Here is a 21470-nt window from a genome sequence, read left to right as displayed (position 1 = left end):
GGCCAACCGTCGGTCGTCATGCCTGTGCCTCCCCGTGCTTTCCGGTGTGCTTGTCCGCGTAGGCCGCCGCCGCTTCCCTGACCCAGGCGCCGTCCTCGTGGGCCTGGCGTCGCTTGCTCAGCCGCTGGTCGTTGCAGGGGCCGTTGCCCTTGAGGACGTCCCAGAACTCGGTCCAGTCGATCGGGCCGAAGTCGTAGTGTCCGCGCTCCTCGTTCCACCGGATGTCGGGGTCGGGGAGGGTGAGGCCGAGGGCCTCGGCCTGGGGGACGGCGATGTCGACGAAGCGCTGGCGCAGTTCGTCGTTGGAATGGCGCTTGATCTTCCAGGCCATCGCCTGGGCGGTGTGGGTCGACTCGTCGTCCGGGGGGCCGAACATCATCAGCGAGGGCCACCACCAGCGGTTCACGGCGTCCTGGGCCATCGCGTGCTGGGCCTCGGTGCCGCGGGAGAGGGCGAGCAGTGCCTCGTACCCCTGGCGCTGGTGGAAGGACTCCTCCTTGCAGACCCGGACCATCGCGCGGGCGTACGGGCCGTAGGAGCAGCGGCAGAGGGGGACCTGGTTGGTGATCGCGGCGCCGTCCACGAGCCAGCCGATCGCGCCGACGTCGGCCCAGGTCAGCGTGGGGTAGTTGAAGATCGAGGAGTACTTCTGGCGGCCGGAGTGGAGCTTGTCGAGGAGCTCGTCGCGGCTGGTGCCGAGGGTCTCCGCCGCGCTGTACAGGTACAGGCCGTGGCCGGCCTCGTCCTGCACCTTGGCCATGAGGATCGCCTTGCGGCGCAGCGAGGGCGCGCGGGTGATCCAGTTCGCCTCGGGCTGCATGCCGATGATCTCGGAGTGGGCGTGCTGCGCGATCTGCCGGACGAGGGAGGCGCGGTAGGCCTCGGGCATCCAGTCGCGCGGCTCGATCCGCTCGTCGGCGGCGACGGCGGCGTCGAACACGGCCTCGTAGGCGGCCTGCTCGGCCGCCGCGGCCGTGTCCGACGCGCCGGGCACGCCCGTGGTCCCTGCCGTCCCTGCCGTCACTGCGGTCATCAGACCCCCTACCGACCGATCGTTCGGTTGAATGACTTCAATGGTGGGTCGGCGGCCCGTATGGTGTCAACCCTGTGGATAACCGAGGCGGGCCGATCGGGATCGGGGCGGGATGGACGCGTACGTCGAAAAGGACGCGGTCGAGATGAGTGACGACGGGCGCAGACCCTCCGAGGACCCCTCGGCCCGCGGACGAAATCCCCTCGAGGACCCGCCGGTCGCCTCCTCCGAGGCCCCGGACGCCCCCGGCACCCCTTCCGGAACCGAGGGGGCCGGTGCCGGGATCATGGCCCTCTCCCTGCCGTACCAGGTCGTCGCCGCCGTGGCGCTCGCCCTCGTCGGCGTGTTCGCCTGCGTCCACCTGGCGATGGTGTTCCTGCACGTGGCGCCGTCCAACACGCTGACCAAGCGGCACGGCGAGGCCGTCAGCGACTGGATCTACCCCGAGTTCGAGCAGAACTGGAAGCTCTTCGCGCCCAATCCGCTCCAGACGAACCTCTCCGTCGAGGTCCGCGCCGAGCTCACCCCCGCCGCCGACGGCGGCCGCCGCACCACCGCCTGGATCGACCTCACCGCCCAGGACATCGAGGCCATCCGCCACAACCCGATGCCCAGCCACTCCCAGCAGAACCAGCTCCGCAGGGCCGTGGACTTCTACCTCGGCACGCACACCGACGACAACCGCCCCAACGGGCTGCGCGGCACCCTCTCGGAGCAGTACATCCGCCGGATCGCGATGCTCAGGCTCGACGCCCTCGAAGGCCCCGGCGGACGGTCTCTCGGCCCCGACGTGCGGCGCATCCAGCTGCGCACCGTCTCCCGGACTGTCCCCGCCGCCCCGTGGAGCACCGAGAAGACGCGGACCACCCCCTCCTACCGGGACCTCCCGTGGTGGAGGATCACCGAGGCCGACCGGACCGCCGGCGCCGTCACGAGCCGCACGGAGGCGGGCCGATGAGCACTTCCACCGCCACGCCCGCGCGTGCCCGCGAACCCTTCGACCGCCGGCTCGCCCGCGGGGTGCAGGCCGTCACCGGCCGTCCCCTCGCCCCGTACCAGAGCGCGATCATCCGGATCGGCTTCTCGCTGACCTGGCTGCTCTTCCTGCTGCGCGAGCTGCCCCACCGGTACCAGTTGTACGGGCCCGACGGCCCCTGGTCCTGGGAGATGGCGCAGCGGCTGATCGCCGACAACCGGGCCTTCACGGTGCTCCTGTGGTCGGACGGCCGGATCTGGTTCGAGGTCGTCTACGGGCTCGCGGTGCTCTCGGCCGCGCTGCTCCTCGTCGGGTGGCGGACCCGGGCCGTGTCCGTGGTCTTCATGGTCGGGGTGCTCTCGCTGCTGAATCGCTCCGTCTTCGTGGGCGACGGCGGCGACAACGTCCTGCACATCGTCTCGATCTACCTCGTCTTCACCCGCTGCGGCCGGGTGTGGTCCCTGGACGCCCGGCGGGCGGCCCGTGAGGACCGCGCGGCCCGGGCCGGGGAGCCCGCGCGCCGCGATGTCGTCGGACCGCTGCTGTGGGTGGTGCTCGGCGGCTTCCTCCTCGCCGTCACCTGGTTCAGCGACGTCTCCGGCGAGTGGTGGGTGCCGGTGCTGCTGTGGGTGCTGTGGCTCGGCAACGGGCTGTGGTGGCTGGTCTGCCGGATCGCCCCCGGGGAGCCGCGCACCCTGCTCGACGTCCTCGCGAACCTCGCGCACAACGCCGCCCTCGTCGTGATCATGGCCGAGGTCTGTCTGATCTACGCCACGGCCGGCTGGTACAAGATCCAGGGCTCGCGCTGGCAGGACGGGACCGCGCTGTTCTACCCGCTCCACCTGGACTACTTCTCGCCCTGGCCGGCCCTCTCCGAGCTGCTCGGCGCCAGCGGGATCATGGTGATGCTGCTGTCCTACGGCACGGTCATCGTCCAGGTCGCCTTCCCCTTCACGCTCTTCAACCGCAAGGTCAAGAACGTCCTCCTGGTCGCGATGATGATGGAGCACGCCGGGATCGCGGTGCTCCTCGGACTGCCCGTCTTCTCGCTCGCGATGATCTCCGCCGACGCCGTGTTCCTGCCGACGGCGTTCCTGGTGTGGCTGGGCGCCCGGGTGGCCGGGGGCAGGGACCGGCTGCTGAAGCGGACCCCCGCCGGGACGCTGCCCGAGCAGCGCCGTACGGCCGAGGAGCACGGCCCCCGTACCCTCGTCGGGTGAGCACCACGGAAGAACAGCCCGAGCCGGTCCAGTACGACGAGGGGTTCGGCCCCGAGATCGGCGTCGGACCGCACCCGGAGCCGTGGCCGCGGGACGAGCGGTACGACCCCGAACTGCTCGCCGGCGGCGACCGGCGCAACGTCGTGGACCGCTACCGGTACTGGACGCGCGAGGCGGTCGTCGCCGACCTGGACACCCGGCGCCACGACTTCCACGTGGCGGTGGAGAACTGGGGCCACGACTTCAACATCGGATCGGTCGTGCGGACCGCGAACGCCTTCCTGGCGAAGGAGGTCCACATCGTGGGCCGCCGCCGCTGGAACCGGCGGGGCGCCATGGTCACCGACCGCTACCAGCACGTCCGGCACCACCCGGACACCGAGTCGCTGACCTCGTGGGCGGCGGCCGAGGGCATCCCCGTCATCGGGATCGACAACCTGCCGGGCGCCGTCCCGCTGGAGCGGACCGTGCTCCCCCGCCGCTGCGTGCTGCTCTTCGGACAGGAGGGCCCGGGGCTCACCGAGGAGGCCCGCGCCCATGTGGAGATGGTCTGCTCGATCGCCCAGTTCGGCTCGACCCGGTCGATCAACGCGGGCGCGGCCGCCGCGATCGCCATGCACGCGTGGGTGCAGCGGTACGCGGAGATCGACGCCCCCTAGCTCTCGTGTAAGAGCTCTCGTGGAGGCCCCTGAGGGCCTCCACGAGACCGTGGATCAGGCCTGGCGGCGGACCTCCACCACCCGGAAGCGGTTGGAGACGAAGGCGCCGTCGCACAGCGCGGCGTTCGCCGCCGGGTTGCCGCCGGAGCCGTGGAAGTCGGAGAACGCGGCCGTCTGGTTCACGTACACCCCGCCCGTGAGGTTCAGCGAGAGCTGGGCCGACTCCTCCAGGCAGACCTCCTCCACCGCGCGCTCGGTGTCCGCCGAGGTCGTGTAGGCGCCGACCGTCATCGCGCCCTTCTCGCGGACCGTGCGGCGCAGCAGCTCCAGGGCGTCGGCGGTGGAGTCCACCGAGACGGCGAAGGAGACCGGGCCGAAGCACTCCGAGAAGTACGCGGCCTGGGCGTCCGGCTTGGAGCCGTCCAGCTTCACGATGACCGGCGTCCGGACCACGGCGTCCGGGTACTCCGGGTTGACCACCTCACGGGAGGCGAGCGCGACCTCGCCGAGCCCGGCGGCGGCCTCCAGGCGCGCCTTCACGTCCGGGTTGACCAGGGCGCCGAGCAGACCGTTCGCCCGGGCGTCGTCGCCGAGCAGGCCGCCGACCGCCGCCGCGAGGTCGGCCACGACCTCGTCGTACGACTTCGGGCCCTGGTCGGTGGTGATGCCGTCGCGGGGGATCAGCAGGTTCTGCGGGGTGGTGCACATCTGGCCGCTGTACAGGGACAGCGAGAAGGCCAGGTTGGCCAGCATCCCCTTGTAGTCGTCGGTGGAGTCGACCACGACCGTGTTGACGCCGGCCTTCTCGGTGTAGACCTGGGCCTGCCGGGCGTTGGCCTCCAGCCAGTCGCCGAAGGCGGTGGAGCCGGTGTAGTCGATGATCCGGATCTCCGGGCGGACGGCCAGGGTCTTGGCGATGCCCTCGCCGGGACGCTCGACGGCGAGCGCGACCAGGTTCGGGTCGAAGCCTGCCTCCGCGAGCACCTCACGGGCGACCTTCACCGTCAGCGCGAGCGGCAGGACGGCGCGCGGGTGCGGCTTGACCACGACCGGGTTGCCGGTGGCGAGGGAGGCGAACAGGCCCGGGTAGCCGTTCCACGTGGGGAAGGTGTTGCAGCCGATGACCAGCGCGATGCCGCGGCCGACCGGGGTGAACTCCTTGCTCAGCTCCAGGGGGTCGCGCTTGCCCTGCGGCTTGGACCAGCCGGCCCGCCCGGCGGGCGTGCGGGTCTGCTCCTCGTACGCGTAGGCCACGGCCTCCAGGCCGCGGTCCTGGGCGTGCGGGCCGCCGGCCTGGAACGCCATCATGAACGCCTGGCCGCTGGTGTGCATGACGGCGTGGGCGAACTCGTGGGTCCGGGCGGAGATCCGGGCGAGGATCTCCAGGCAGACCAGAGCGCGGGTCTCGGCGCCGGCGTCCCGCCAGGCGCCCATGCCCGCGCGCATGGCGGGGAGCAGCACGTCGAGGTCGGCGTGCGGGTACTCGATGCCGAGCGACGGGCCGTACGGCGAGATCTCGCCGCCGGTCCAGCCGTCCGTGCCGGGCTGGTCGAGGTCGAAGCGGGTGTTCAGCGCGGACTGGTGGGCGGCGAGGCCCGCCGCGGCGTCGAGCGAGCCGTCCGCGCCGTACGCCTTCGGGTGCTCGGGGTACGGCGACCAGTAGGCGCGGGTACGGATGGTGGCGAGCGCCTGGTCGAGTGTGGACCGGTGCTTCTCGGCCAGACGGTCGGTGGTCAGCTGAGCGGTGGCCATCGGTGGACCAACTCCTCGTCGAGCTGGGCAGGGAGACGCGTACGGAGTTAGAGTAACCGAACGATCGGTCGGGACAAGGGGGTCCGTCGATCCTGTGGAAAACCCATCGGGGAGGATCACTCCTATGAGCGCCAACGTGACCGTCAGGGGGAGCGACGACGTGACCGCCAGTGAGACCGCCGCCGTGGAGCAGGACCGCACCGCCGCCATCGGGCGGGACCGCGTCGTCGCCGTCGTAGGCACCGGCACCATGGGCCAGGGCATCGCCCAGGTCGCGCTGGTCGCCGGCCACCCCGTGCGCCTCTACGACAGCGCCCCCGGCCGGGCCGCCGAGGCCGTCGCCGCCCTCACCGCCCGCCTGGACCGGCTCGTGGAGAAGGGACGCCTCGACGCCGCCGCGCGGGAGGCCGCCACCGGCCGGCTGCACGCGGCCGAGGACCCCGCCGAGCTCGCGGACGCCGCCCTCGTGATCGAGGCGATCGTCGAGGACCTCTCGGTCAAGCAGCGGCTCTTCGCCGACCTGGAGAAGATCGTCGGCGACGACACCGTCCTCGCCACGAACACCTCCTCCCTCTCCGTCACCGCCATCGCGGGAGGGCTGCGGCTGCCCGGCCGGTTCGTCGGCCTGCACTTCTTCAACCCGGCGCCGCTGCTCCCCCTCGTCGAGGTCGTCAGCGGCTTCGCCACCGACGCGGACGTCGCCACGCGCGCGTACGAGACGGTGAAGGGCTGGGGCAAGACGCCGGTGCGCTGCGCGGACACCCCCGGCTTCATCGTGAACCGGGTCGCCCGCCCCTTCTACGCCGAGGCGCTGCGGGTGTTCGAGGAGGGCGGGGCGGATCCCGCCACCATCGACGCGGCCCTGCGCGAGTGCGGCGGATTCCGGATGGGGCCCTTCGAGCTGACCGACCTCATCGGGCAGGACGTGAACGAGGCCGTCACCCGGTCGGTGTGGGAGTCCTTCTACCAGGATCCGAAGTTCACCCCCTCGCTGGCGCAGCGGCGGCTCGTCGAGTCGGGGCGGCTCGGCCGCAAGTCGGGGCACGGCTGGTTCTCGTACGCGGAGGGTGCGGAGCGGCCGGAGCCGCACACCGCGCCGCCGGCCGAGGCGCCCGAGCGGATCGCCGTACGCGGAGACCTGGGGCCCGCCGAGCCGCTGATCGGGCTCTTCGAGGAGGCCGGGATCGAGGTCCGGCGCAAGGGCGGCAACGGATACGTCCTGCTGCCCGGTGGCGCCCGGCTCTGCCTCGCGGACGGGGAGACCGCCTTCGAGTACTCCACCGACGAGATCATCTACTTCGACCTCGCGCTGGACTACGCGCGCGCGACCCGGATCGTGCTGTCGACCGGCGAGCACACCTCGGCCGAGTCCCTCGCCGAGGCCGTCGGCCTCTTCCAGGCGCTCGGCAAGCAGGTGTCCGTCATCGGCGACGTGCCCGGCATGATCGTCGCCCGTACGGTCGCGATGCTCGCCGACCTCGCGGCCGACGCGGTCGACCGGGGCGTCGCCACCGCGGAGGACGTCGACACGGCGATGCGCCTCGGGGTCAACTACCCCGTCGGCCCGCTGGAGTGGGCCGGGAAGGTGGGGCACGCGCGCGTGCGCGACCTGCTCGTGGAGCTGCACGAGCGCTACCCGACGGGCCGCTACGCCCCCAGCCTGGCCACCGCCCGCCGGGGATACGCCGAGGAAGGGCAGGGCTCCTGATGACCACGGCGAAGCGCGACACGTACACCCCCGAGACGCTGCTGTCGGTCGCGGTGCGGGTCTTCAACGAGCGCGGCTACGACGGCACGTCGATGGAACACCTGTCCAAGGCGGCCGGGATCTCGAAGTCCTCGATCTACCACCACGTGGCGGGCAAGGAGGAGCTGCTGCGGCGCGCGGTCAGCCGGGCGCTCGACGGGCTCTTCGCGATCCTCGACGAGCCGGGTGCCGGGCGCGGCCGGGCCGTCGAGCGGGTCGAGTACGTCACGCGCCGCACCGTCGAGGTGCTGATAGCGGAGCTGCCGTACGTGACGCTGCTGCTGCGGGTGCGGGGCAACACCGGCACCGAGCGGTGGGCGATGGAGCGGCGCCGCGAGTTCGACCACCGGGTGGCCGAGCTGCTGAAGGCCGCAGCCGCCGAGGGGGACCTGCGGGCCGACGTGGACATCCGGCTCGCGACCCGGCTCCTCTTCGGCATGATCAACTCGCTGGTGGAGTGGTACCGGCCGCATCCGGACGCGACGGCGGAGCGGGAGCAGCTCGCCGAGACCGTCGTCCACCTGGCCTTCGACGGGCTGCGGACGGCCCGCTGACCTTCCCGCACGCCCTGCGGCCTCGTGTGGGCCCGCCGGAGGCCCTCGGCAGCCCCGGGGGCCCCTCGGCGGCCTCCCGGGGGTCCCTCGGCGGCCTCCGGGGGTCCCTCGGCGCCTGCTGATTTCTCGTACGGCCCCACTGGGGGTGCTGATCCCTCGTAAGGCCCACTAAAAACTTCAGCGGCCCGGGACGCGGTGGTCCGGGTCGAGGTCCGTCTCCTCGAAGACCAGCAGGGTCCGGGTCGACAGCACCTCCGGGATCGACTGGAGCTTGGTGAGCACCAGCTCGCGCAGGGTCCGGTTGTCGGGGGTGTGGACGAGCAGCAGGACGTCGAAATCGCCGCTGACCAGGGCGATGTGCGCGGCTCCCGGCAGGGCCTGGAGCTGTTCGCGCACGGTCCTCCAGGAGTTCTGGACGATCTTGAGCGTGATGTAGGCGGAGGCTCCGTGCCCCGCCCGCTCGTGGTTGACGCGGGCGCTGAAGCCGCGGATCACCCCGTCGTCGATGAGCCGGTTGATCCGCGCGTACGCGTTGGCCCGGGAGACGTGCACCCGCTCGGCCACGGAGCGGATCGAGGCGCGGCCGTCCGTCTGCAGGATGCGGAGGATGTCGCGGTCGATGGCGTCCAGCGGGCGCGCCGGAGGTCCTGTGGACCCCGCCGTCGGCGCCGGGGCGACGACCTGCTCCCAGTCGTCGGCCATTTGTTCATCCGCCATGTGCCCCCGCCTCTCTCCGGTGGACGACCTGCCCTTATCCCAGGCTGTGGAGAACCGTTTGTCCACAGGCTGGAGGTGCCTGTAGCCAAAATGCCTCCACGACCGAACAATCGGTAGGTGAGGCGCGCCACACTCGCGCCACCCGCCTTCGGGTCTTATGCCCGCTCCCATGAGGAGGTGGACTCGTTGCAACAGCGCAGTTCGACAGTCCAAGAGCCGCCCGGTGCCGTCCCCGTCGACCGGCACACCCCGCCGACGTGGCAGCCGCGTACCGACCCCGCCCCGCTGCTGCCGGAGGCCGAGCCGCTGCGTGTGCTCGGCACGGACGCCGTGGCCGACGCCGACCCCGCGCTGCTGCTCCGGCTCTACGCGGAGCTGATCCGCGGCCGCCGGTACAACACCCAGGCCACCGCCCTCACCAAGCAGGGCCGGCTCGCCGTGTATCCGTCCACCACCGGCCAGGAGGCGTGCGAGATCGCCGCCGCCCTCGCCCTGGAGGAGCGGGACTGGCTCTTCCCCTCGTACCGCGACACCCTGGCGGCCGTCGCCCGGGGCCTCGACCCCGTCCAGGCCCTCACCCTGCTGCGCGGCGACTGGCACACCGGGTACGACCCGCGCGAGCACCGCATCGCGCCGCTCTGCACGCCCCTCGCCACCCAGCTCCCGCACGCCGTGGGCCTCGCCCACGCCGCCCGCCTCAAGGGCGACGACGTCGTGGCCCTGGCCATGGTCGGCGACGGCGGCACCAGCGAGGGCGACTTCCACGAGGCGCTGAACTTCGCCGCCGTCTGGCAGGCCCCCGTGGTCTTCCTCGTGCAGAACAACGGCTTCGCGATCTCCGTGCCGCTCGCCAAGCAGACCGCGGCCCCCTCCCTCGCCCACAAGGCCGTCGGGTACGGCATGCCGGGCCGGCTCGTCGACGGCAACGACGCGGTCGCCGTCCACCAGGTGCTCACCGAGGCCGTGGCCCGCGCGCGGCGCGGCGGCGGCCCCACCCTCGTCGAGGCGGTCACCTACCGGATCGACGCCCACACCAACGCCGACGACGCGACCCGCTACCGCACGGCCGACGAGGTCGAGGCCTGGCGGGCGCACGACCCGATCCTCATCCTCGAACGGGAACTGACGGAGCGCGGCCTGCTCGACGAGGACGGCAGGCGCGCGGCGGCCGAGGCCGCCGAGACGATGGCGGCGGAGCTGCGCGAACGGATGAACGCCGACCCGGTGCTCGACCCGATGGAGCTCTTCTCCCACGTCTACGCGGAGCAGACGACACAGCTGCGCGAACAGGCGGCGCAGCTGCGCGCCGAGCTCGAAGCCGAGGGTGAGGCGTGATGACGACCGCGACGACCGGCCCCGCCGCCGCCAAGGCCGGCGGGAACGCCGCGAAGACGAAGCCCGCCACGATGGCGCAGGCGCTCCAGCGCGCCATGCGCGACGCGATGGCCGAGGACCCGACCGTCCATGTGATGGGCGAGGACGTCGGCACCCTCGGCGGCGTCTTCCGGGTCACCGACGGGCTCGCCAAGGAGTTCGGCGAGGACCGGTGCACGGACACCCCGCTGGCCGAGGCGGGCATCCTCGGCGCGGCCGTCGGCATGGCCATGTACGGCCTGCGGCCGGTCGTGGAGATGCAGTTCGACGCGTTCGCGTACCCGGCGTTCGAGCAGCTGCTCTCCCACGTGGCGAAGATGCGGAACCGCACCCGCGGCGCGATGCCGATGCCGATCGTCATCCGCGTCCCGTACGGCGGCGGGATCGGCGGCGTCGAGCACCACAGCGACTCCTCCGAGGCTTACTACACGGCCACGCCGGGACTGCACGTCGTCACCCCGGCCACCGTCGAGGACGCCTACGGGCTGCTGCGCGCGGCCATCGCCTCCGACGACCCGGTGGTCTTCCTGGAGCCCAAGCGGCTCTACTGGTCCAAGTCCGACTGGTCCCCCGAAGCCCCCGCGCCCGTCGAGCCGATCGGCAAGGCCGTCGTGCGGCGCCGGGGCACCGGGGCCACCCTGATCACCTACGGCCCCTCGCTGCCGGTCTGCCTGGAGGCGGCGGAGGCCGCCCAGACCGAGGGCTGGGACCTGGAGGTCGTCGACCTGCGCTCGCTCGTGCCGTTCGACGACGAGACCGTCTGCGCCTCGGTGCGGCGCACCGGCCGCGCGGTCGTCGTCCACGAGTCGACCGGCTTCGGCGGCCCCGGCGCGGAGATCGCCGCGCGCGTGACCGAGCGGTGCTTCCACCACCTGGAGGCGCCGGTGCTGCGGGTCGCGGGCTTCGACATCCCGTACCCGCCGCCGATGCTGGAGCGGCACCACCTGCCGGGCGTGGACCGGGTCCTGGACGCGGTGGCGCGACTGCAGTGGGAGGCGGGCAGCTGATGGCACAGGTCCTTGAGTTCAAGCTGCCCGACCTCGGTGAAGGGCTCACCGAGGCCGAGATCGTGCGCTGGCTGGTCGCCGTCGGCGACGTCGTCGCCATCGACCAGCCGGTCGTCGAGGTCGAGACGGCCAAGGCCATGGTCGAGGTGCCCTGCCCGTACGGCGGTGTCGTCACCGCCCGGTACGGCGAGGAGGGCACCGAACTGCCCGTCGGCGCACCGCTCCTGACGGTCGCCGTCGGCGGCACGGGCGCGCCGGAGGAGCTCGCGGAGGCCGCTCCGGGAGCGGCCCCCACGGAGGGCCGGGCCGACGCCGATTCGGCCGTCTCCTCGGAGTACTCGGGCAATGTGCTCGTCGGCTACGGAACGGCCGGGCCCGCCGCCCGCCGTCGCCGGGTGCGGCACACGAGCCCGGCGGCCACCCAGGCGCCGGCGGCCGCTCCGGCGCCGGCCGCGGGGCAGGCTTCGGCCGCGGGGCAGGCTTCGGCCGCCACCCGGACTCCTGTGGCCGCTCCGGCCGCTCCGGCGGCCGGTGGGCACGCGGGTCCGGTGCCCGTCATCTCGCCGCTCGTGCGGAAGCTGGCCCGCGACCGGGGCCTCGATCTGCGGGAGGTGCGCGGATCAGGGCCCGAGGGGCTGATCCTGCGGGCCGACGTGGAGCTGGCCCTCGCGGCGCTGGAGCAGCAGGCCGCCGCCCCGGCGCCCGTCACGAGCCCTGCCGTGAGCCCCGTCGCGACGGCCGGCGAGCGGGTTCCGCTGCGCGGGGTCCGCGGCGCGGTGGCGGACAAGCTGTCCCGCAGCCGTACGGAGATCCCGGACGCGACCTGCTGGGTCGACGCCGACGCGACCGAGCTGATGGCGGCACGGGCGGCGATGAACGCGGCCGGCGGGCCGAAGATCTCGCTGCTCGCGCTCCTCGCGCGCATCTGCGTCCACGCCCTGGCCCGGTTCCCCGAGCTCAACTCCACGGTGGACACGGCCGCCCGGGAGATCGTCCGGCTGCCGTCCGTGCACCTCGGCTTCGCCGCCCAGACCCCGCGGGGGCTCGTCGTTCCCGTGGTCAAGGACGCGGGGAGCAGGACGGCCGAGTCGCTGACGGAGGAGTTCGCCCGGCTGACGGAGGCGGCACGGCAGGGCGCGATCACCCCGGCCGATCTGACCGGCGGCACGTTCACCCTGAACAACTACGGGGTGTTCGGGGTCGACGGCTCCACGCCGATCATCAACCACCCCGAGGCCGCCATGCTCGGTGTCGGCCGGATCATCCCCAAGCCCTGGGTCCACCAGGGTGAACTGGCGGTCCGTCAGGTGGTGCAGCTCTCGCTCACCTTCGACCACCGTGTCTGCGACGGCGGCACGGCGGGCGGTTTCCTGCGGTACGTGGCGGACTGCGTCGAGCAGCCTGCCGTCCTGCTCCGCACGGTCTGACGGGGGGCGTCCGTACCGGACCCCCACCCGGTACGGCCGCCCGGCGCGGACCGGCCGGCCGGTGCTCGTCGGCCGCCGACGTGACCGGTCGGCCGTGCGGTCGTTCGTGCGGGCCCGTCTCAGCAAGGGAGACGGGCCCGTCGGCGGTGGGACCGGGCGGCCCATACTGCTGGGATGACCACCGCATACGACGCCGTCGTGCTCGCCGGGGGCGCCGCCCGGCGCCTCGGCGGCTCCGACAAGCCGGGGATACGGGTCGGGGGCCGGACCCTCCTCGACCGGGTGCTCGCGGCCTGTCCCGACGCCGGCCGGACCGTGGTCGTCGCGGCCCCCCGCCCGACCGCCCGCCCCGTCCGCTGGACCAGGGAGGAGCCGCCCGGCGGCGGCCCGCTGGCCGCGCTCGACGCCGGCGTACGGGAGACCGGCGCCGACGTCCTCCTCGTCCTCTCCGCCGACCTGCCCTTCCTGGACGGGGCCACCGTCCGCCGCCTTCTCGACGCGCTCGACGCGGCCCCCGGGGCCGAGGCCGCGCTCCTCACCGACGCCGAGGGGCGGGACCAACCGCTCGTCGCCGCGTACCGCCGCGCCCCGCTCCTGCGTGAACTGGCGCTCATCACCGGCCGGCGAGGCACCCTCGAAGGCGGTCCGCTGCGTCTCCTCACCGGGGGACTGCACCTCACCCGGGTCGCCGCGGCCCCCCTGGCCTCCTTCGACTGCGACACCTGGGAGGACATCGCCACGGCCCGGGCCCGCATCAGGGAGCATGGGACCGTGCTGGATGAATGGATCACCGCAGTCAAGGACGAACTGGGCATCGAACTGGACGTCGACACCGGCGTGCTGCTCGACCTCGCCCGTGACGCCGCCCACGGCGTGGCCCGCCCCGCCGCGCCCCTGACCACCTTCCTGGTCGGCTACGCGGCCGCCCGCGCGGGCGCCGAGGGAGGGCCGGAGGCCGTCGCCGAGGCCGCCCGCAAGGCCGCGGCGCTCGCCCAGCGCTGGGCTGCCGAACAAGACGCCGAGCAGGACGAGACCGGATGAGTTCGAAGGAGCCCCTCCCCGTGGCCCCCGGAGCCGCCACCGGCACGAAGGCCGGGACGCCGCACCGAGCCACCGCCTGGCCCGAGGCCAGGGCCGCCGCCGCCCGCGCCGGGAGCGCCGCGCGGATGGGCCGGGAGCCGCGGCGCCTTCCCCTCGGGCAGGCGCTCGGCCGGGTCCTGGCCGAGCCGCTCCTCGCCCTCACCGACCTGCCCTCCTTCGACACCTCCGCCATGGACGGCTGGGCCGTCGCGGGCCCGGGTCCCTGGAGCGTCCGCGCGGAGAATCCCGTCCTCGCAGGTCACGCGCCCGTCGCCGCCCTGACCGACGGCGAGGCCGTACGGATCGCCACCGGCGCCCCCGTCCCGCCCGGGGCCACCGCCGTCATCCGTACCGAGCACTCCCGTACGGAACGGGCCGACTCCCTCCCCGGGCCGGGCCTTCTGCTCCACGCACTGCGCGATGTGGTCTCCGGGCAGGACATCAGGCCCCGGGGCCAGGAGTGCCGGTCCGGCGACGAGCTGCTGCCCGCCGGCACCGCCGTGACCCCCGCCGTGCTGGGCCTCGCCGCGGCCGCCGGTTACGACGAGCTCCCCGTGCCGCCGTGCCCCCGGGTGGAGGTCCTCGTCCTCGGCGACGAGCTGCTCACGGCCGGTCTCCCCCACGAGGGGCTCATCCGTGACGCCCTCGGCCCGATGCTCGGCCCCTGGCTCGCGGCGCTCGGCGCCGAGGTGCTCGCCACACGGCGGATCGGCGACGACGCAGAGGAGCTGTACGCGGCCGTCACGGGCTCCGCCGCCGACCTGGTCGTCACCACCGGAGGCACCGCCGCCGGGCCCGTCGACCACCTCCATCGCGTCCTCGACAAGGCGGGCGCCACGCTCCTGGTCGACGGGGTGAAGGTCCGCCCCGGCCATCCGATGCTCCTCGCGGCCCTGGGCGGCGGCCGCCACCTCGTCGGCCTGCCCGGCAACCCGCTCGCCGCCGTCTCCGGGCTCCTCACGCTCGCCGAGCCGCTCCTCGCCGCCCTGGGCGGCGCCTCTCCCGCCGGGGACCGTGCCCCCGTCCTGGACGAGGTGCACGGGCACCCTCACGACACCCGGCTCGTCCCGGTCGTCCGCCGGGGCGAGCGGCTCGTCCCGCTGCGCTACAACGGGCCCGCCATGCTCCGGGGCATCGCCGTCGCGGACGGCATGGCCGTCGTCCCGCCCGGCGGCGCCCGGTCCGGCCAGGAGCTGGACGTCCTCGACCTTCCCTGGCCGCCGACGTCGGGCGCCGTACCGGTCCAAGGAGCGTGTTTCACGTGAAACTTCCCAGTCGGGACGTGATGGCCCGCAACGCGGACGAACGGATCTCGGGCCCGCGGGTCCAACTGCCCCGCAGGATCGTCGAGAGGCCGCTGCGCCAGGTCGGCAAACGACTGCTCATGGCGCTCGGCGTGCTGATCCTGACGGTCCTCATCGTCTACGCCGACCGCGACGGCTACCACGACAACGCCGACGAGACGCTCGACTTCCTCGACAGCGTCTACTACGCGACCGTGACGCTCTCCACCACCGGATACGGCGACATCGTCCCGTACAGCGACTCGGCGCGGCTCGCCAACATCCTGCTGGTCACGCCCCTGCGCGTGCTCTTCCTGATCATCCTGGTCGGTACCACTCTCGAGGTCCTCACCGAACGGACCCGGGAGGAGTTCCGGCTGAACCGCTGGAGGTCCACCTTGCGCGACCACACCGTCATCGTCGGTTTCGGGACGAAGGGGCGGTCCGCGATCCAGACCCTCTGCGCGACCGGACTCCGCAAGGACCAGATCGTCATCGTCGACCCCTCCACGAAGGTGATCGAGACGGCGAACACGGACGGGTTCGTCGGCGTCATCGGCGACGCGACCCGCAGCGACGTGCTGCTCCGCGCCGAGGTGCAGCGGGCCCGGCAGATCGTCATCGCGACCCAGCGCGACGACACGGCGGTCCTGGTCACCCTCACGGCACGCCAGCTCAACCGGGGCGCGAAGATCGTCGCGGCGGTCCGCGAGGAGGAGAACGCGCCGCTGCTCCGCCAGTCCGGCGCGGACGCGGTCATCACCAGCGCCAGCGCCGCCGGCCGCCTGCTCGGACTGTCCGTGCTGAGCCCCAGCGCCGGCACGGTGATAGAGGACCTCATCCAGCAGGGCTCGGGCCTCGACCTCGTGGAACGGCCGGTGACCAAGAGCGAGGCCGGCAAGAGCGTGCGGGACACCGGCGACCTGGTGGTGAGCGTGCTCCGCGGCCACCGGCTCCTCGGTTACGACGACCCCGCGGCCAGCCCGCTCCAGCTCACCGACCGGGTGATCACCATCGTGCGCGCCGCGCCCATGACCCCGCTCTCCACGCCGCCGGAGGACTGACCCGCCGGAGCACCGGCTCACCGGAGGACCGACCCGCCGGACGAGTAGCCTCGCCGCCATGTATGCGATCACGATTCCGGAACCCGGCGGTCCCGAGGCGCTCCTCTGGGCCGAGGTGCCCGATCCCGTACCCGGCGAGGGCGAGGTGCTCGTCGAGGTGGCGGCCAGCGCGGTCAACCGCGCCGACCTGCTCCAGCGCCAGGGCTTCTACGACCCGCCGCCGGGAAGCTCCCCCTACCCCGGCCTGGAGTGCGCGGGCCGGATCGCCGCGCTCGGCCCCGGGGTGTCCGGCTGGGCCGTCGGCGACGAGGTGTGCGCGCTGCTCGCCGGCGGCGGTTACGCGGAGAAGGTCGTGGTCCCGGCCGGCCAGCTGCTGCCCGTCCCGGAGGGCGTCGACCTGACCACGGCCGCCGCGCTTCCCGAAGTCGCGTGCACGGTCTGGTCCAACATCTTCATGCTCGCGCACCTGCGGCCCGGCGAGACGCTGCTCGTGCACGGCGGCGCGAGCGGGATCGGCACGATGGCGATCCAGCTGGCGAAGGCGATCGGCGCGCGGGTCGCGGTCACCGCCGGAGGCCCCGAGAAACTGGCGCGCTGCGCCGAGCTGGGCGCGGACATCCTCATCGACTACCGCGAGCAGGACTTCGTCGAGGAGCTGGCGAAGGCGACGGACGGCGCGGGTGCGGACGTCATCCTGGACATCGTCGGCGCCAAGTACCTGGAGCGGAACGTGAAGGCGCTGGCCGTGAACGGCCGGCTGGTCGTCATCGGCCTCCAGGGCGGGGTGAAGGGCGAGTTGAACCTCGGGGCGCTGCTCGCGAAGCGCGCGGCCGTCCTGGCGACGACGCTGCGGTCCCGTCCGGCGCAGGAGAAGGCGGCGATCGTCGCGGCCGTACGGGAGCACGTCTGGCCGCTGATCGGCGCGGGCACGGTCCGTCCGGTCGTCGACCGGACGCTTCCGATGCCGGAGGCCGCCGAGGGGCACCGGGCGCTGGAGGACGGCCGGCACGTCGGCAAGGTGCTGCTGCTCACGCCGCGCGCCTGACCCCGGCGCTGCTCACGCCGCGCGCCTGACCTGCGCCCGAGAAGGGCCCAGCGCGCGAGAAGGGCCCAGTGCGCGGGAAGGGCCCAGTGCGCGAGAAGCGCCCGGCGCACGAGGAGGGGCCCGGCACACGAGGTGTGCCGGGCCCCTCCCGCGTACGGACGTGATCTACAGGTACGGTCCCGAGCGCACCGCGTGCCCGTGGCCGTGGTCGTCGTCATCGTCGTGCGACGCCCCCGGAGGCAGCGCGCGGCGCATCTGCTCCAGCTGCGCGCGGGCCGCCATCTGCTGGGCGAACAGCGCCGTCTGGATGCCGTGGAACAGGCCCTCGAGCCAGCCCACCAGCTGCGCCTGCGCGATGCGCAGCTCCGCCTCGGAGGGGATCGCCTCGTCCGTGAACGGCAGGGAGAGCCGCTCCAGTTCCTCGACCAGTTCGGGCGCGAGCCCGTCCTCCAGCTCCTTCACGGAGCTGGCGTGGATGTCCTTGAGCCTGACCCGGCTCGCCTCGTCCAGAGGGGCCGCCCGTACTTCCTCCAGGAGCTGCTTGATCATGCTGCCGATCCGCATGACCTTCGCAGGCTGCTCGACCATTTCCGTCACCGGGACCTCGCGGGGTTCGTCGTCGCCCTGAGTGCCGCCGAGCGCCATCCCGTCCTGTCCCACGATGAGGACCGGGGTGTTCTCCTGCGACCTGTCATTCCTCGGCATCTCCATGCCGCCATTCTCTCGTACGCATGCCTCACCACACGGTGTGCCCCTGTACGGGGGTGATCCACCCTCGTACAGGGGCACAGGACGGCAACGAAGCCCGTCAGGTCGCCGCGCGCCGGGCCAGCGCGCCGCGCGAGCGGGTCACCAGGGCGGCGAGGAGCGCGGCGCCGAGCGGAACGGCGACGATCAGGCCGGCGAGCGTCTCCCAGGGGATGACGATCGGTACGTCGGGCGGGGTCAGGTCGCGGCTCCAGCCCTCGGCGAGGCTCTGCTCGTAGTAGCGGATCTGTTCGCGCTCCTCGGTGAGCCGGAGCCCGATGGCGGGCAGCAGTCCGGCGGCCGAGCCGAGGATCACGCCCATCGCGGCGACGACTCCGCACTGGAATCCGCTGAGCGTACGGCGGACCCGGGGCGGGGCGCCCACGGCGGCGAGTGTCTTCAGGTCGGCCTCGGCGTCGGCCTGGGCGAGTCCGGTGGCGATGCCGGCGGCGCCGATGGTGACCAGGCCCGCGAAGACGGCCAGCGAGAGCAGGATGATGCCGTACTCGTTGACGAACCCTTCTTCCAGGTGGACTTCGACGTCGCTGCCGAGCTTGGCGAGGTCGCTGTCGAGCTTCTGGCGCTGCTCGGAGTCCGGGAGCCGGTCGGTGCTGACGTACAGGCCCAGCGGCGCCGTGGAGAGACCGGCGGCCTTCGCGGTGGCCGGGGTCATGAGGGCCTGGAGGCCGTAGGTCTTCTTGTCGCCGGGCACCAGGTAGGCGGGCAGGGAGCTGACCTTGCCGGGGGCGGGGCGGCCCTGCTCGGAGGCCTTGTCGGCGGCGGGGATGTCGGTGATCTGCTTGATCCCGACGGTGCCGTCCTTGCCGACCAGGGCGCGGTTGAAGCTGACGATCCTGCCGTCGGCGAGGGCCTTCACGGTCGCGGGGTCGTCGACGCCGAGGACCTGGAGCAGCTTGGCGTCACCGATGAGCAGGCCGCTGTCGGAGACGTACATCCCGCTGCTGGCGGAGTCCTTGCAGCGCCAGTCCTCCGTGAGCAACTTCCGCCGCTGGTCGGGCGTGTACTTCTCCGAGGCGTCGCCGCCGCCCGGGAGGGTCGCGTACAGCGGGCACTCGTTCGCCGGGGGGACGATGACCTCGTAGCGGCCGCAGCCCTCGCCCTCTCCCCAGGGCGGGCAGCCGGGCTTGCCGACCGAGATGCGCCCGACGTCGGCGCGGACGTCGACGGGGAAGTTCCGCTGGACGGCCTCACGGACGGCGGGGGCGTCCCGGCCGCCCTCCTCCTGGACGAAGGCGGAGGCGACGCCGTACGGCAGCGTGGCCTCGTATTCGGCCCTGTTCTGGGCCTCGCGGCCGGCCATGTACGTGGTGACGGCGACCGTGCCGGCGACGGCGGCGAGGACGGCGGCGACGGCGGGTGCCGTACGGCCCCGGTTGCGGACGGCGTCCCGCAGCGCGAGGCGCGGGGAGAGCGGAAGCCAGCGGCCGGTCCGCCCGAACAGGCCCACCAGGGCGGGGGTCATGGCGACGACACCGAGCTCGGCGAGGGCGGAGCCGGCTGCCACGAGGGTGACCTGCTCGGAGACCGTCGAGCCGAAGAGGGCGATCGCGCCGCCGACGAGGAGGGCCGCCAGGCCGATCAGGGGCAGTACGCGGCTGCTGCGGCGGACCCCGCGCCGGCCGGTGAGCGAGGCGAGGACGGTCTGCCGGGAGGCGGTGACGGCCGGGACGATCGCGGCGAGCAGACCGGTCAGGACCGCGAGCAGCGCGATGCCGAGCAGTTCGAGCGGCCGGATGTCGAAGGCCCCGAAGCGCTGGCCCATGGTGTCCTCGAGGACCGGCTGCAGCACCAGGGTCAGGACCAGGGCGAGGACGGTGCCGGTGACGGCGGCCGCGACGCCGATGACCAGACCGCCGCTCAGCACGATGGCCCGGATGTGGCTGCGGGCACCGCCGTTGGCGCCGACCAGGCCGAGCTGGCGGCGCGAGCGGCGGGCGCCGACCGCGAAGGCGGGCCCGGCGAGGAGGCAGATCTCCAGCATCGCCAGACCGACGACGGTGGCGAGGGAGGCGAGTTCGGCGGCACCGGCCGCCGGGCTGGCCTCGTAACCGCCCCAGCCTTCCTTCTGGTTGAGCGGGACCTCGGACGCGGCGGGCGGGTCGAGCACCACGGCGCGCGAGACGACGGCGACGCCCTTGGTGTTGATCTCCTTGACGGTGTTCCACGTGAAACCACCGGACTTGCGCACCAGATACGAGACGGAGACGTCGGGCGCGGGCAGACCGGCCTTCTCGACCGCCTTCGCGTACGGGGCGAGGAAGGCGCCGGGCAGCGCGTTCACCTGATCCGTGTCGAGGGAGTCGGGAAGTTCGTAGGAGCCGACGATCCGGTACGGGCGATCGAAATTGCGGGCGGAAAGGGTCGAGCCGATCGACAGGCCGCTCGTCTCCAGGAAGTGCGAGGTCGCCATGACCTCGTCGTTCTTCTCCGGGAAACGCCCCTCCAGAAGCGTCATGATGCCCCGGGCGATCGGATCGGACGCCTTGAGCTCACGCACCTCGGTCCCGAGCAGACCGTGGGCCGTCGTCAGCTTGGCCGCACCGATGCCGTCCGTGAGGACGGTGGCCCCCGCCGGGACGGTCTTGGTGACATCGGTGGAGCCGCTCGGCCAGGGCTCGTTCTCGTAGTCCTTGGCCGTCGTGTGCATCTCGCCGGTGGGGTCCTGGAAGATCGGGACGCCGCCGACCTGGGCGTCCCTGAAGCGCGCGTCGGCCGCGCCGATCGTCCGCTCCAGTCGCTCGGCGGCCGACAGTTCGGAGCTGCGGTAGGTCAGATCGAGGGCGCTGACACCCAGGATGGGCAGCGCGATCATCGCGAGGACGAGGGCGCTGCGGCCCTTGGAACGCCAGGCGTCGCGGCGGGCTATGCGGATCGCGGCCCGCCAGGAGTGGAACCAGGTCTTCACGCGTCGGCCACCTGACCCGACAGGAGCGAATCGGCCTCGCTGCGCACGGTCTGGTCGACGATGGCGCCGTCCCGCAGGAACACGACCCGGTCGGCCCAGGCGGCGAACCGCGGCTCGTGGGTGACGAGGACACCGGCGGCGCCCGCGTCGCAGCGGGAGCGGAGCAGGGCGAGCACCGACTCGCCGGTCTCGGAGTCCAGGGCGCCGGTCGGCTCGTCGGCGAGGACCAGCCGGCGGTCGCCGACGAGGGCGCGGGCGATGGCGACGCGCTGCTGCTGGCCGCCGGACATCTCGTCGGGGAAGCGGTCGGCGAGGTGGCCGAGCCCCATCTCCTCCAGGGCGGCGACGGCCTCGACGCGCGCCTTGCGGGCGGAGGTCCCGTCCAGCTCGCGGGGCAGGGCGACGTTCTCGGCGGCGGTCAGGGCCGGGATGAGGTTGTAGTCCTGGAAGACGTAACCGATGCTGCGGCGGCGCAGGGCCGCGAGTTCCTTGACGCTCGCGGTGGTGATGTCGGTGTCCTCGACGATCACCCGGCCCGAGCTGGGGGTGTCCAGGCCGCCGGCGATGGTGAGCAGCGTGGACTTGCCGGAGCCCGACGGGCCCATGACGGCGACGAGTTCGCCGGGGTACACGGCGAGGTCGATGCCGCGCAGGGCGTGCACCTCGGTGGCGCCCGCGCCGTGGACGCGGGTCAGGTTCTGCAGTTGCAGCACGGGCTGCTGTGTCGACATGGAGGGGTCCCCCCGTTGGCCGTACGCGGCGGTCGGGCCGGGTACGGGAGCGTGCGGTGGAAGGTGGTGGTGCGTCAGTGGTGCGTCAGCGGTATGGGCGGGGCGCGAGGGTGCGGCCGACGCGCCCC

General features: G+C 73.2%; 18 protein-coding genes. 12 read left to right on the top strand and 6 right to left on the bottom strand.

Going from position 1 to position 21470, the window contains the following annotated elements; genetic code table 11:
- Nucleotides 1-16: 16 nt before the first annotated feature.
- Nucleotides 17-1033, bottom strand: coding sequence for a 1,2-phenylacetyl-CoA epoxidase subunit PaaA (gene paaA / locus ABZ318_RS31805; protein ID WP_356905899.1), 1017 nt, complete (start codon nt 1031-1033; stop codon nt 17-19).
- Nucleotides 1034-1178: 145 nt separating this feature from the next.
- Between paaA and ABZ318_RS31800 the strand changes: the two genes are divergently transcribed.
- Genes ABZ318_RS31800 through ABZ318_RS31790 form a run of 3 tightly spaced genes read left to right on the top strand, consistent with a single transcriptional unit; the run spans nt 1179 to nt 3888 of the window.
- Nucleotides 1179-1991 (top strand): DUF5819 family protein, encoded by an 813-nt coding sequence (locus ABZ318_RS31800; RefSeq protein WP_356905898.1) that lies wholly within the window; start codon nt 1179-1181, stop codon nt 1989-1991.
- Nucleotides 1988-3229, top strand: a complete 1242-nt coding sequence (locus ABZ318_RS31795; protein WP_356905897.1) for an HTTM domain-containing protein — start codon at nt 1988-1990, stop codon at nt 3227-3229. Before ABZ318_RS31800 ends, ABZ318_RS31795 begins: the two co-directional genes overlap by 4 nt.
- Nucleotides 3226-3888 carry a TrmH family RNA methyltransferase gene (locus tag ABZ318_RS31790; protein WP_356905896.1) on the top strand — a complete coding sequence of 221 codons (663 nt, stop codon included), beginning with the start codon at nt 3226-3228 and terminating at the stop codon, nt 3886-3888. Before ABZ318_RS31795 ends, ABZ318_RS31790 begins: the two co-directional genes overlap by 4 nt.
- Nucleotides 3889-3942: 54 nt before the next feature.
- Here the strand turns inward: ABZ318_RS31790 and paaN are convergent, their stop codons facing one another.
- A complete protein-coding gene (paaN, locus tag ABZ318_RS31785) occupies nt 3943-5640 on the bottom strand; it encodes a phenylacetic acid degradation protein PaaN (protein WP_356905895.1) in 1698 nt (565 codons plus the stop codon).
- Between the two features lie 124 nt (nt 5641-5764).
- Between paaN and ABZ318_RS31780 the strand changes: the two genes are divergently transcribed.
- Both ABZ318_RS31780 and ABZ318_RS31775 read left to right on the top strand, forming a co-directional pair.
- On the top strand, nt 5765-7348 hold the full coding sequence (locus ABZ318_RS31780) for a 3-hydroxyacyl-CoA dehydrogenase (protein ID WP_356905894.1): 1584 nt from the start codon (nt 5765-5767) through the stop codon (nt 7346-7348).
- Nucleotides 7348-7941 carry a TetR/AcrR family transcriptional regulator gene (locus ABZ318_RS31775; protein WP_356905893.1) on the top strand — a complete coding sequence of 198 codons (594 nt, stop codon included), beginning with the start codon at nt 7348-7350 and terminating at the stop codon, nt 7939-7941. Before ABZ318_RS31780 ends, ABZ318_RS31775 begins: the two co-directional genes overlap by 1 nt.
- Before the next feature lie 177 nt (nt 7942-8118).
- Here ABZ318_RS31775 and ABZ318_RS31770 read toward each other — a convergent pair whose 3' ends face one another.
- On the bottom strand, nt 8119-8643 hold the full coding sequence (locus ABZ318_RS31770; RefSeq protein ID WP_356905902.1) for an Lrp/AsnC family transcriptional regulator: 525 nt from the start codon (nt 8641-8643) through the stop codon (nt 8119-8121).
- 192 nt (nt 8644-8835) lie between these two features.
- Between ABZ318_RS31770 and pdhA the strand changes: the two genes are divergently transcribed.
- The 7 genes from pdhA to ABZ318_RS31735 all read left to right on the top strand — a co-directional run bounded on the left by pdhA (nt 8836) and on the right by ABZ318_RS31735 (nt 16938).
- Complete coding sequence (gene pdhA, locus ABZ318_RS31765) at nt 8836-9993, top strand: pyruvate dehydrogenase (acetyl-transferring) E1 component subunit alpha (protein ID WP_356905901.1); 1158 nt, start codon at nt 8836-8838, stop codon at nt 9991-9993.
- A complete protein-coding gene (locus tag ABZ318_RS31760) occupies nt 9993-11039 on the top strand; it encodes an alpha-ketoacid dehydrogenase subunit beta (protein WP_356905892.1) in 1047 nt (348 codons plus the stop codon). Before pdhA ends, ABZ318_RS31760 begins: the two co-directional genes overlap by 1 nt.
- On the top strand, nt 11039-12466 hold the full coding sequence (locus ABZ318_RS31755; protein WP_356905891.1) for a dihydrolipoamide acetyltransferase family protein: 1428 nt from the start codon (nt 11039-11041) through the stop codon (nt 12464-12466). Before ABZ318_RS31760 ends, ABZ318_RS31755 begins: the two co-directional genes overlap by 1 nt.
- A gap of 174 nt (nt 12467-12640) precedes the next feature.
- Nucleotides 12641-13507, top strand: coding sequence for an NTP transferase domain-containing protein (locus ABZ318_RS31750; RefSeq protein WP_356905890.1), 867 nt, complete (start codon nt 12641-12643; stop codon nt 13505-13507).
- Nucleotides 13504-14811 (top strand): molybdopterin molybdotransferase MoeA, encoded by a 1308-nt coding sequence (locus tag ABZ318_RS31745; RefSeq protein ID WP_356905889.1) that lies wholly within the window; start codon nt 13504-13506, stop codon nt 14809-14811. The genes ABZ318_RS31750 and ABZ318_RS31745 overlap by 4 nt, the downstream gene beginning before the upstream one ends.
- A 20-nt stretch (nt 14812-14831) precedes the next feature.
- On the top strand, nt 14832-15893 hold the full coding sequence (locus ABZ318_RS31740) for a potassium channel family protein (RefSeq protein WP_356905900.1): 1062 nt from the start codon (nt 14832-14834) through the stop codon (nt 15891-15893).
- 58 nt (nt 15894-15951) lie between these two features.
- Nucleotides 15952-16938: an NAD(P)H-quinone oxidoreductase gene (locus ABZ318_RS31735; protein ID WP_356905888.1), complete on the top strand. Its 987-nt coding sequence runs from the start codon at nt 15952-15954 to the stop codon at nt 16936-16938.
- Nucleotides 16939-17103: 165 nt separating this feature from the next.
- Here ABZ318_RS31735 and ABZ318_RS31730 read toward each other — a convergent pair whose 3' ends face one another.
- The 3 genes from ABZ318_RS31730 to ABZ318_RS31720 form a co-directional block, all read right to left on the bottom strand.
- Nucleotides 17104-17649, bottom strand: a complete 546-nt coding sequence (locus ABZ318_RS31730) for a bacterial proteasome activator family protein (RefSeq protein ID WP_356905887.1) — start codon at nt 17647-17649, stop codon at nt 17104-17106.
- A 97-nt stretch (nt 17650-17746) separates the two neighbouring features.
- On the bottom strand, nt 17747-20611 hold the full coding sequence (locus ABZ318_RS31725) for an ABC transporter permease (protein WP_356905886.1): 2865 nt from the start codon (nt 20609-20611) through the stop codon (nt 17747-17749).
- Nucleotides 20608-21342 carry an ABC transporter ATP-binding protein gene (locus ABZ318_RS31720; protein ID WP_030692404.1) on the bottom strand — a complete coding sequence of 245 codons (735 nt, stop codon included), beginning with the start codon at nt 21340-21342 and terminating at the stop codon, nt 20608-20610. The genes ABZ318_RS31725 and ABZ318_RS31720 overlap by 4 nt, the downstream gene beginning before the upstream one ends.
- Nucleotides 21343-21470: the final 128 nt, after the last annotated feature.

It is taken from the genome of Streptomyces sp. NPDC006197 (genome assembly GCF_040613865.1).
In the GTDB taxonomy this organism is placed as follows: domain Bacteria; phylum Actinomycetota; class Actinomycetes; order Streptomycetales; family Streptomycetaceae; genus Streptomyces.
This window is presented reverse-complemented; position numbering and strand designations above follow the sequence as displayed.

Bases quoted from the DNA above. Each gene is read 5' to 3' on its own strand.
- paaA (WP_356905899.1), bottom strand. From the start codon at position 1,033: ATGACCGCAGTGACGGCAGGGACGGCAGGGACCACGGGCGTGCCCGGC.
- ABZ318_RS31800 (WP_356905898.1), top strand. From the start codon at position 1,179: ATGAGTGACGACGGGCGCAGACCCTCCGAGGACCCCTCGGCCCGCGGA.
- ABZ318_RS31795 (WP_356905897.1), top strand. From the start codon at position 1,988: ATGAGCACTTCCACCGCCACGCCCGCGCGTGCCCGCGAACCCTTCGAC.
- paaN (WP_356905895.1), bottom strand. From the start codon at position 5,640: ATGGCCACCGCTCAGCTGACCACCGACCGTCTGGCCGAGAAGCACCGG.
- ABZ318_RS31780 (WP_356905894.1), top strand. From the start codon at position 5,765: ATGAGCGCCAACGTGACCGTCAGGGGGAGCGACGACGTGACCGCCAGT.
- ABZ318_RS31775 (WP_356905893.1), top strand. From the start codon at position 7,348: ATGACCACGGCGAAGCGCGACACGTACACCCCCGAGACGCTGCTGTCG.
- ABZ318_RS31770 (WP_356905902.1), bottom strand. From the start codon at position 8,643: ATGGCCGACGACTGGGAGCAGGTCGTCGCCCCGGCGCCGACGGCGGGG.
- ABZ318_RS31760 (WP_356905892.1), top strand. From the start codon at position 9,993: ATGACGACCGCGACGACCGGCCCCGCCGCCGCCAAGGCCGGCGGGAAC.
- ABZ318_RS31755 (WP_356905891.1), top strand. From the start codon at position 11,039: ATGGCACAGGTCCTTGAGTTCAAGCTGCCCGACCTCGGTGAAGGGCTC.
- ABZ318_RS31750 (WP_356905890.1), top strand. From the start codon at position 12,641: ATGACCACCGCATACGACGCCGTCGTGCTCGCCGGGGGCGCCGCCCGG.
- ABZ318_RS31745 (WP_356905889.1), top strand. From the start codon at position 13,504: ATGAGTTCGAAGGAGCCCCTCCCCGTGGCCCCCGGAGCCGCCACCGGC.
- ABZ318_RS31740 (WP_356905900.1), top strand. From the start codon at position 14,832: ATGGCCCGCAACGCGGACGAACGGATCTCGGGCCCGCGGGTCCAACTG.
- ABZ318_RS31735 (WP_356905888.1), top strand. From the start codon at position 15,952: ATGTATGCGATCACGATTCCGGAACCCGGCGGTCCCGAGGCGCTCCTC.
- ABZ318_RS31730 (WP_356905887.1), bottom strand. From the start codon at position 17,649: ATGGAGATGCCGAGGAATGACAGGTCGCAGGAGAACACCCCGGTCCTC.
- ABZ318_RS31720 (WP_030692404.1), bottom strand. From the start codon at position 21,342: ATGTCGACACAGCAGCCCGTGCTGCAACTGCAGAACCTGACCCGCGTC.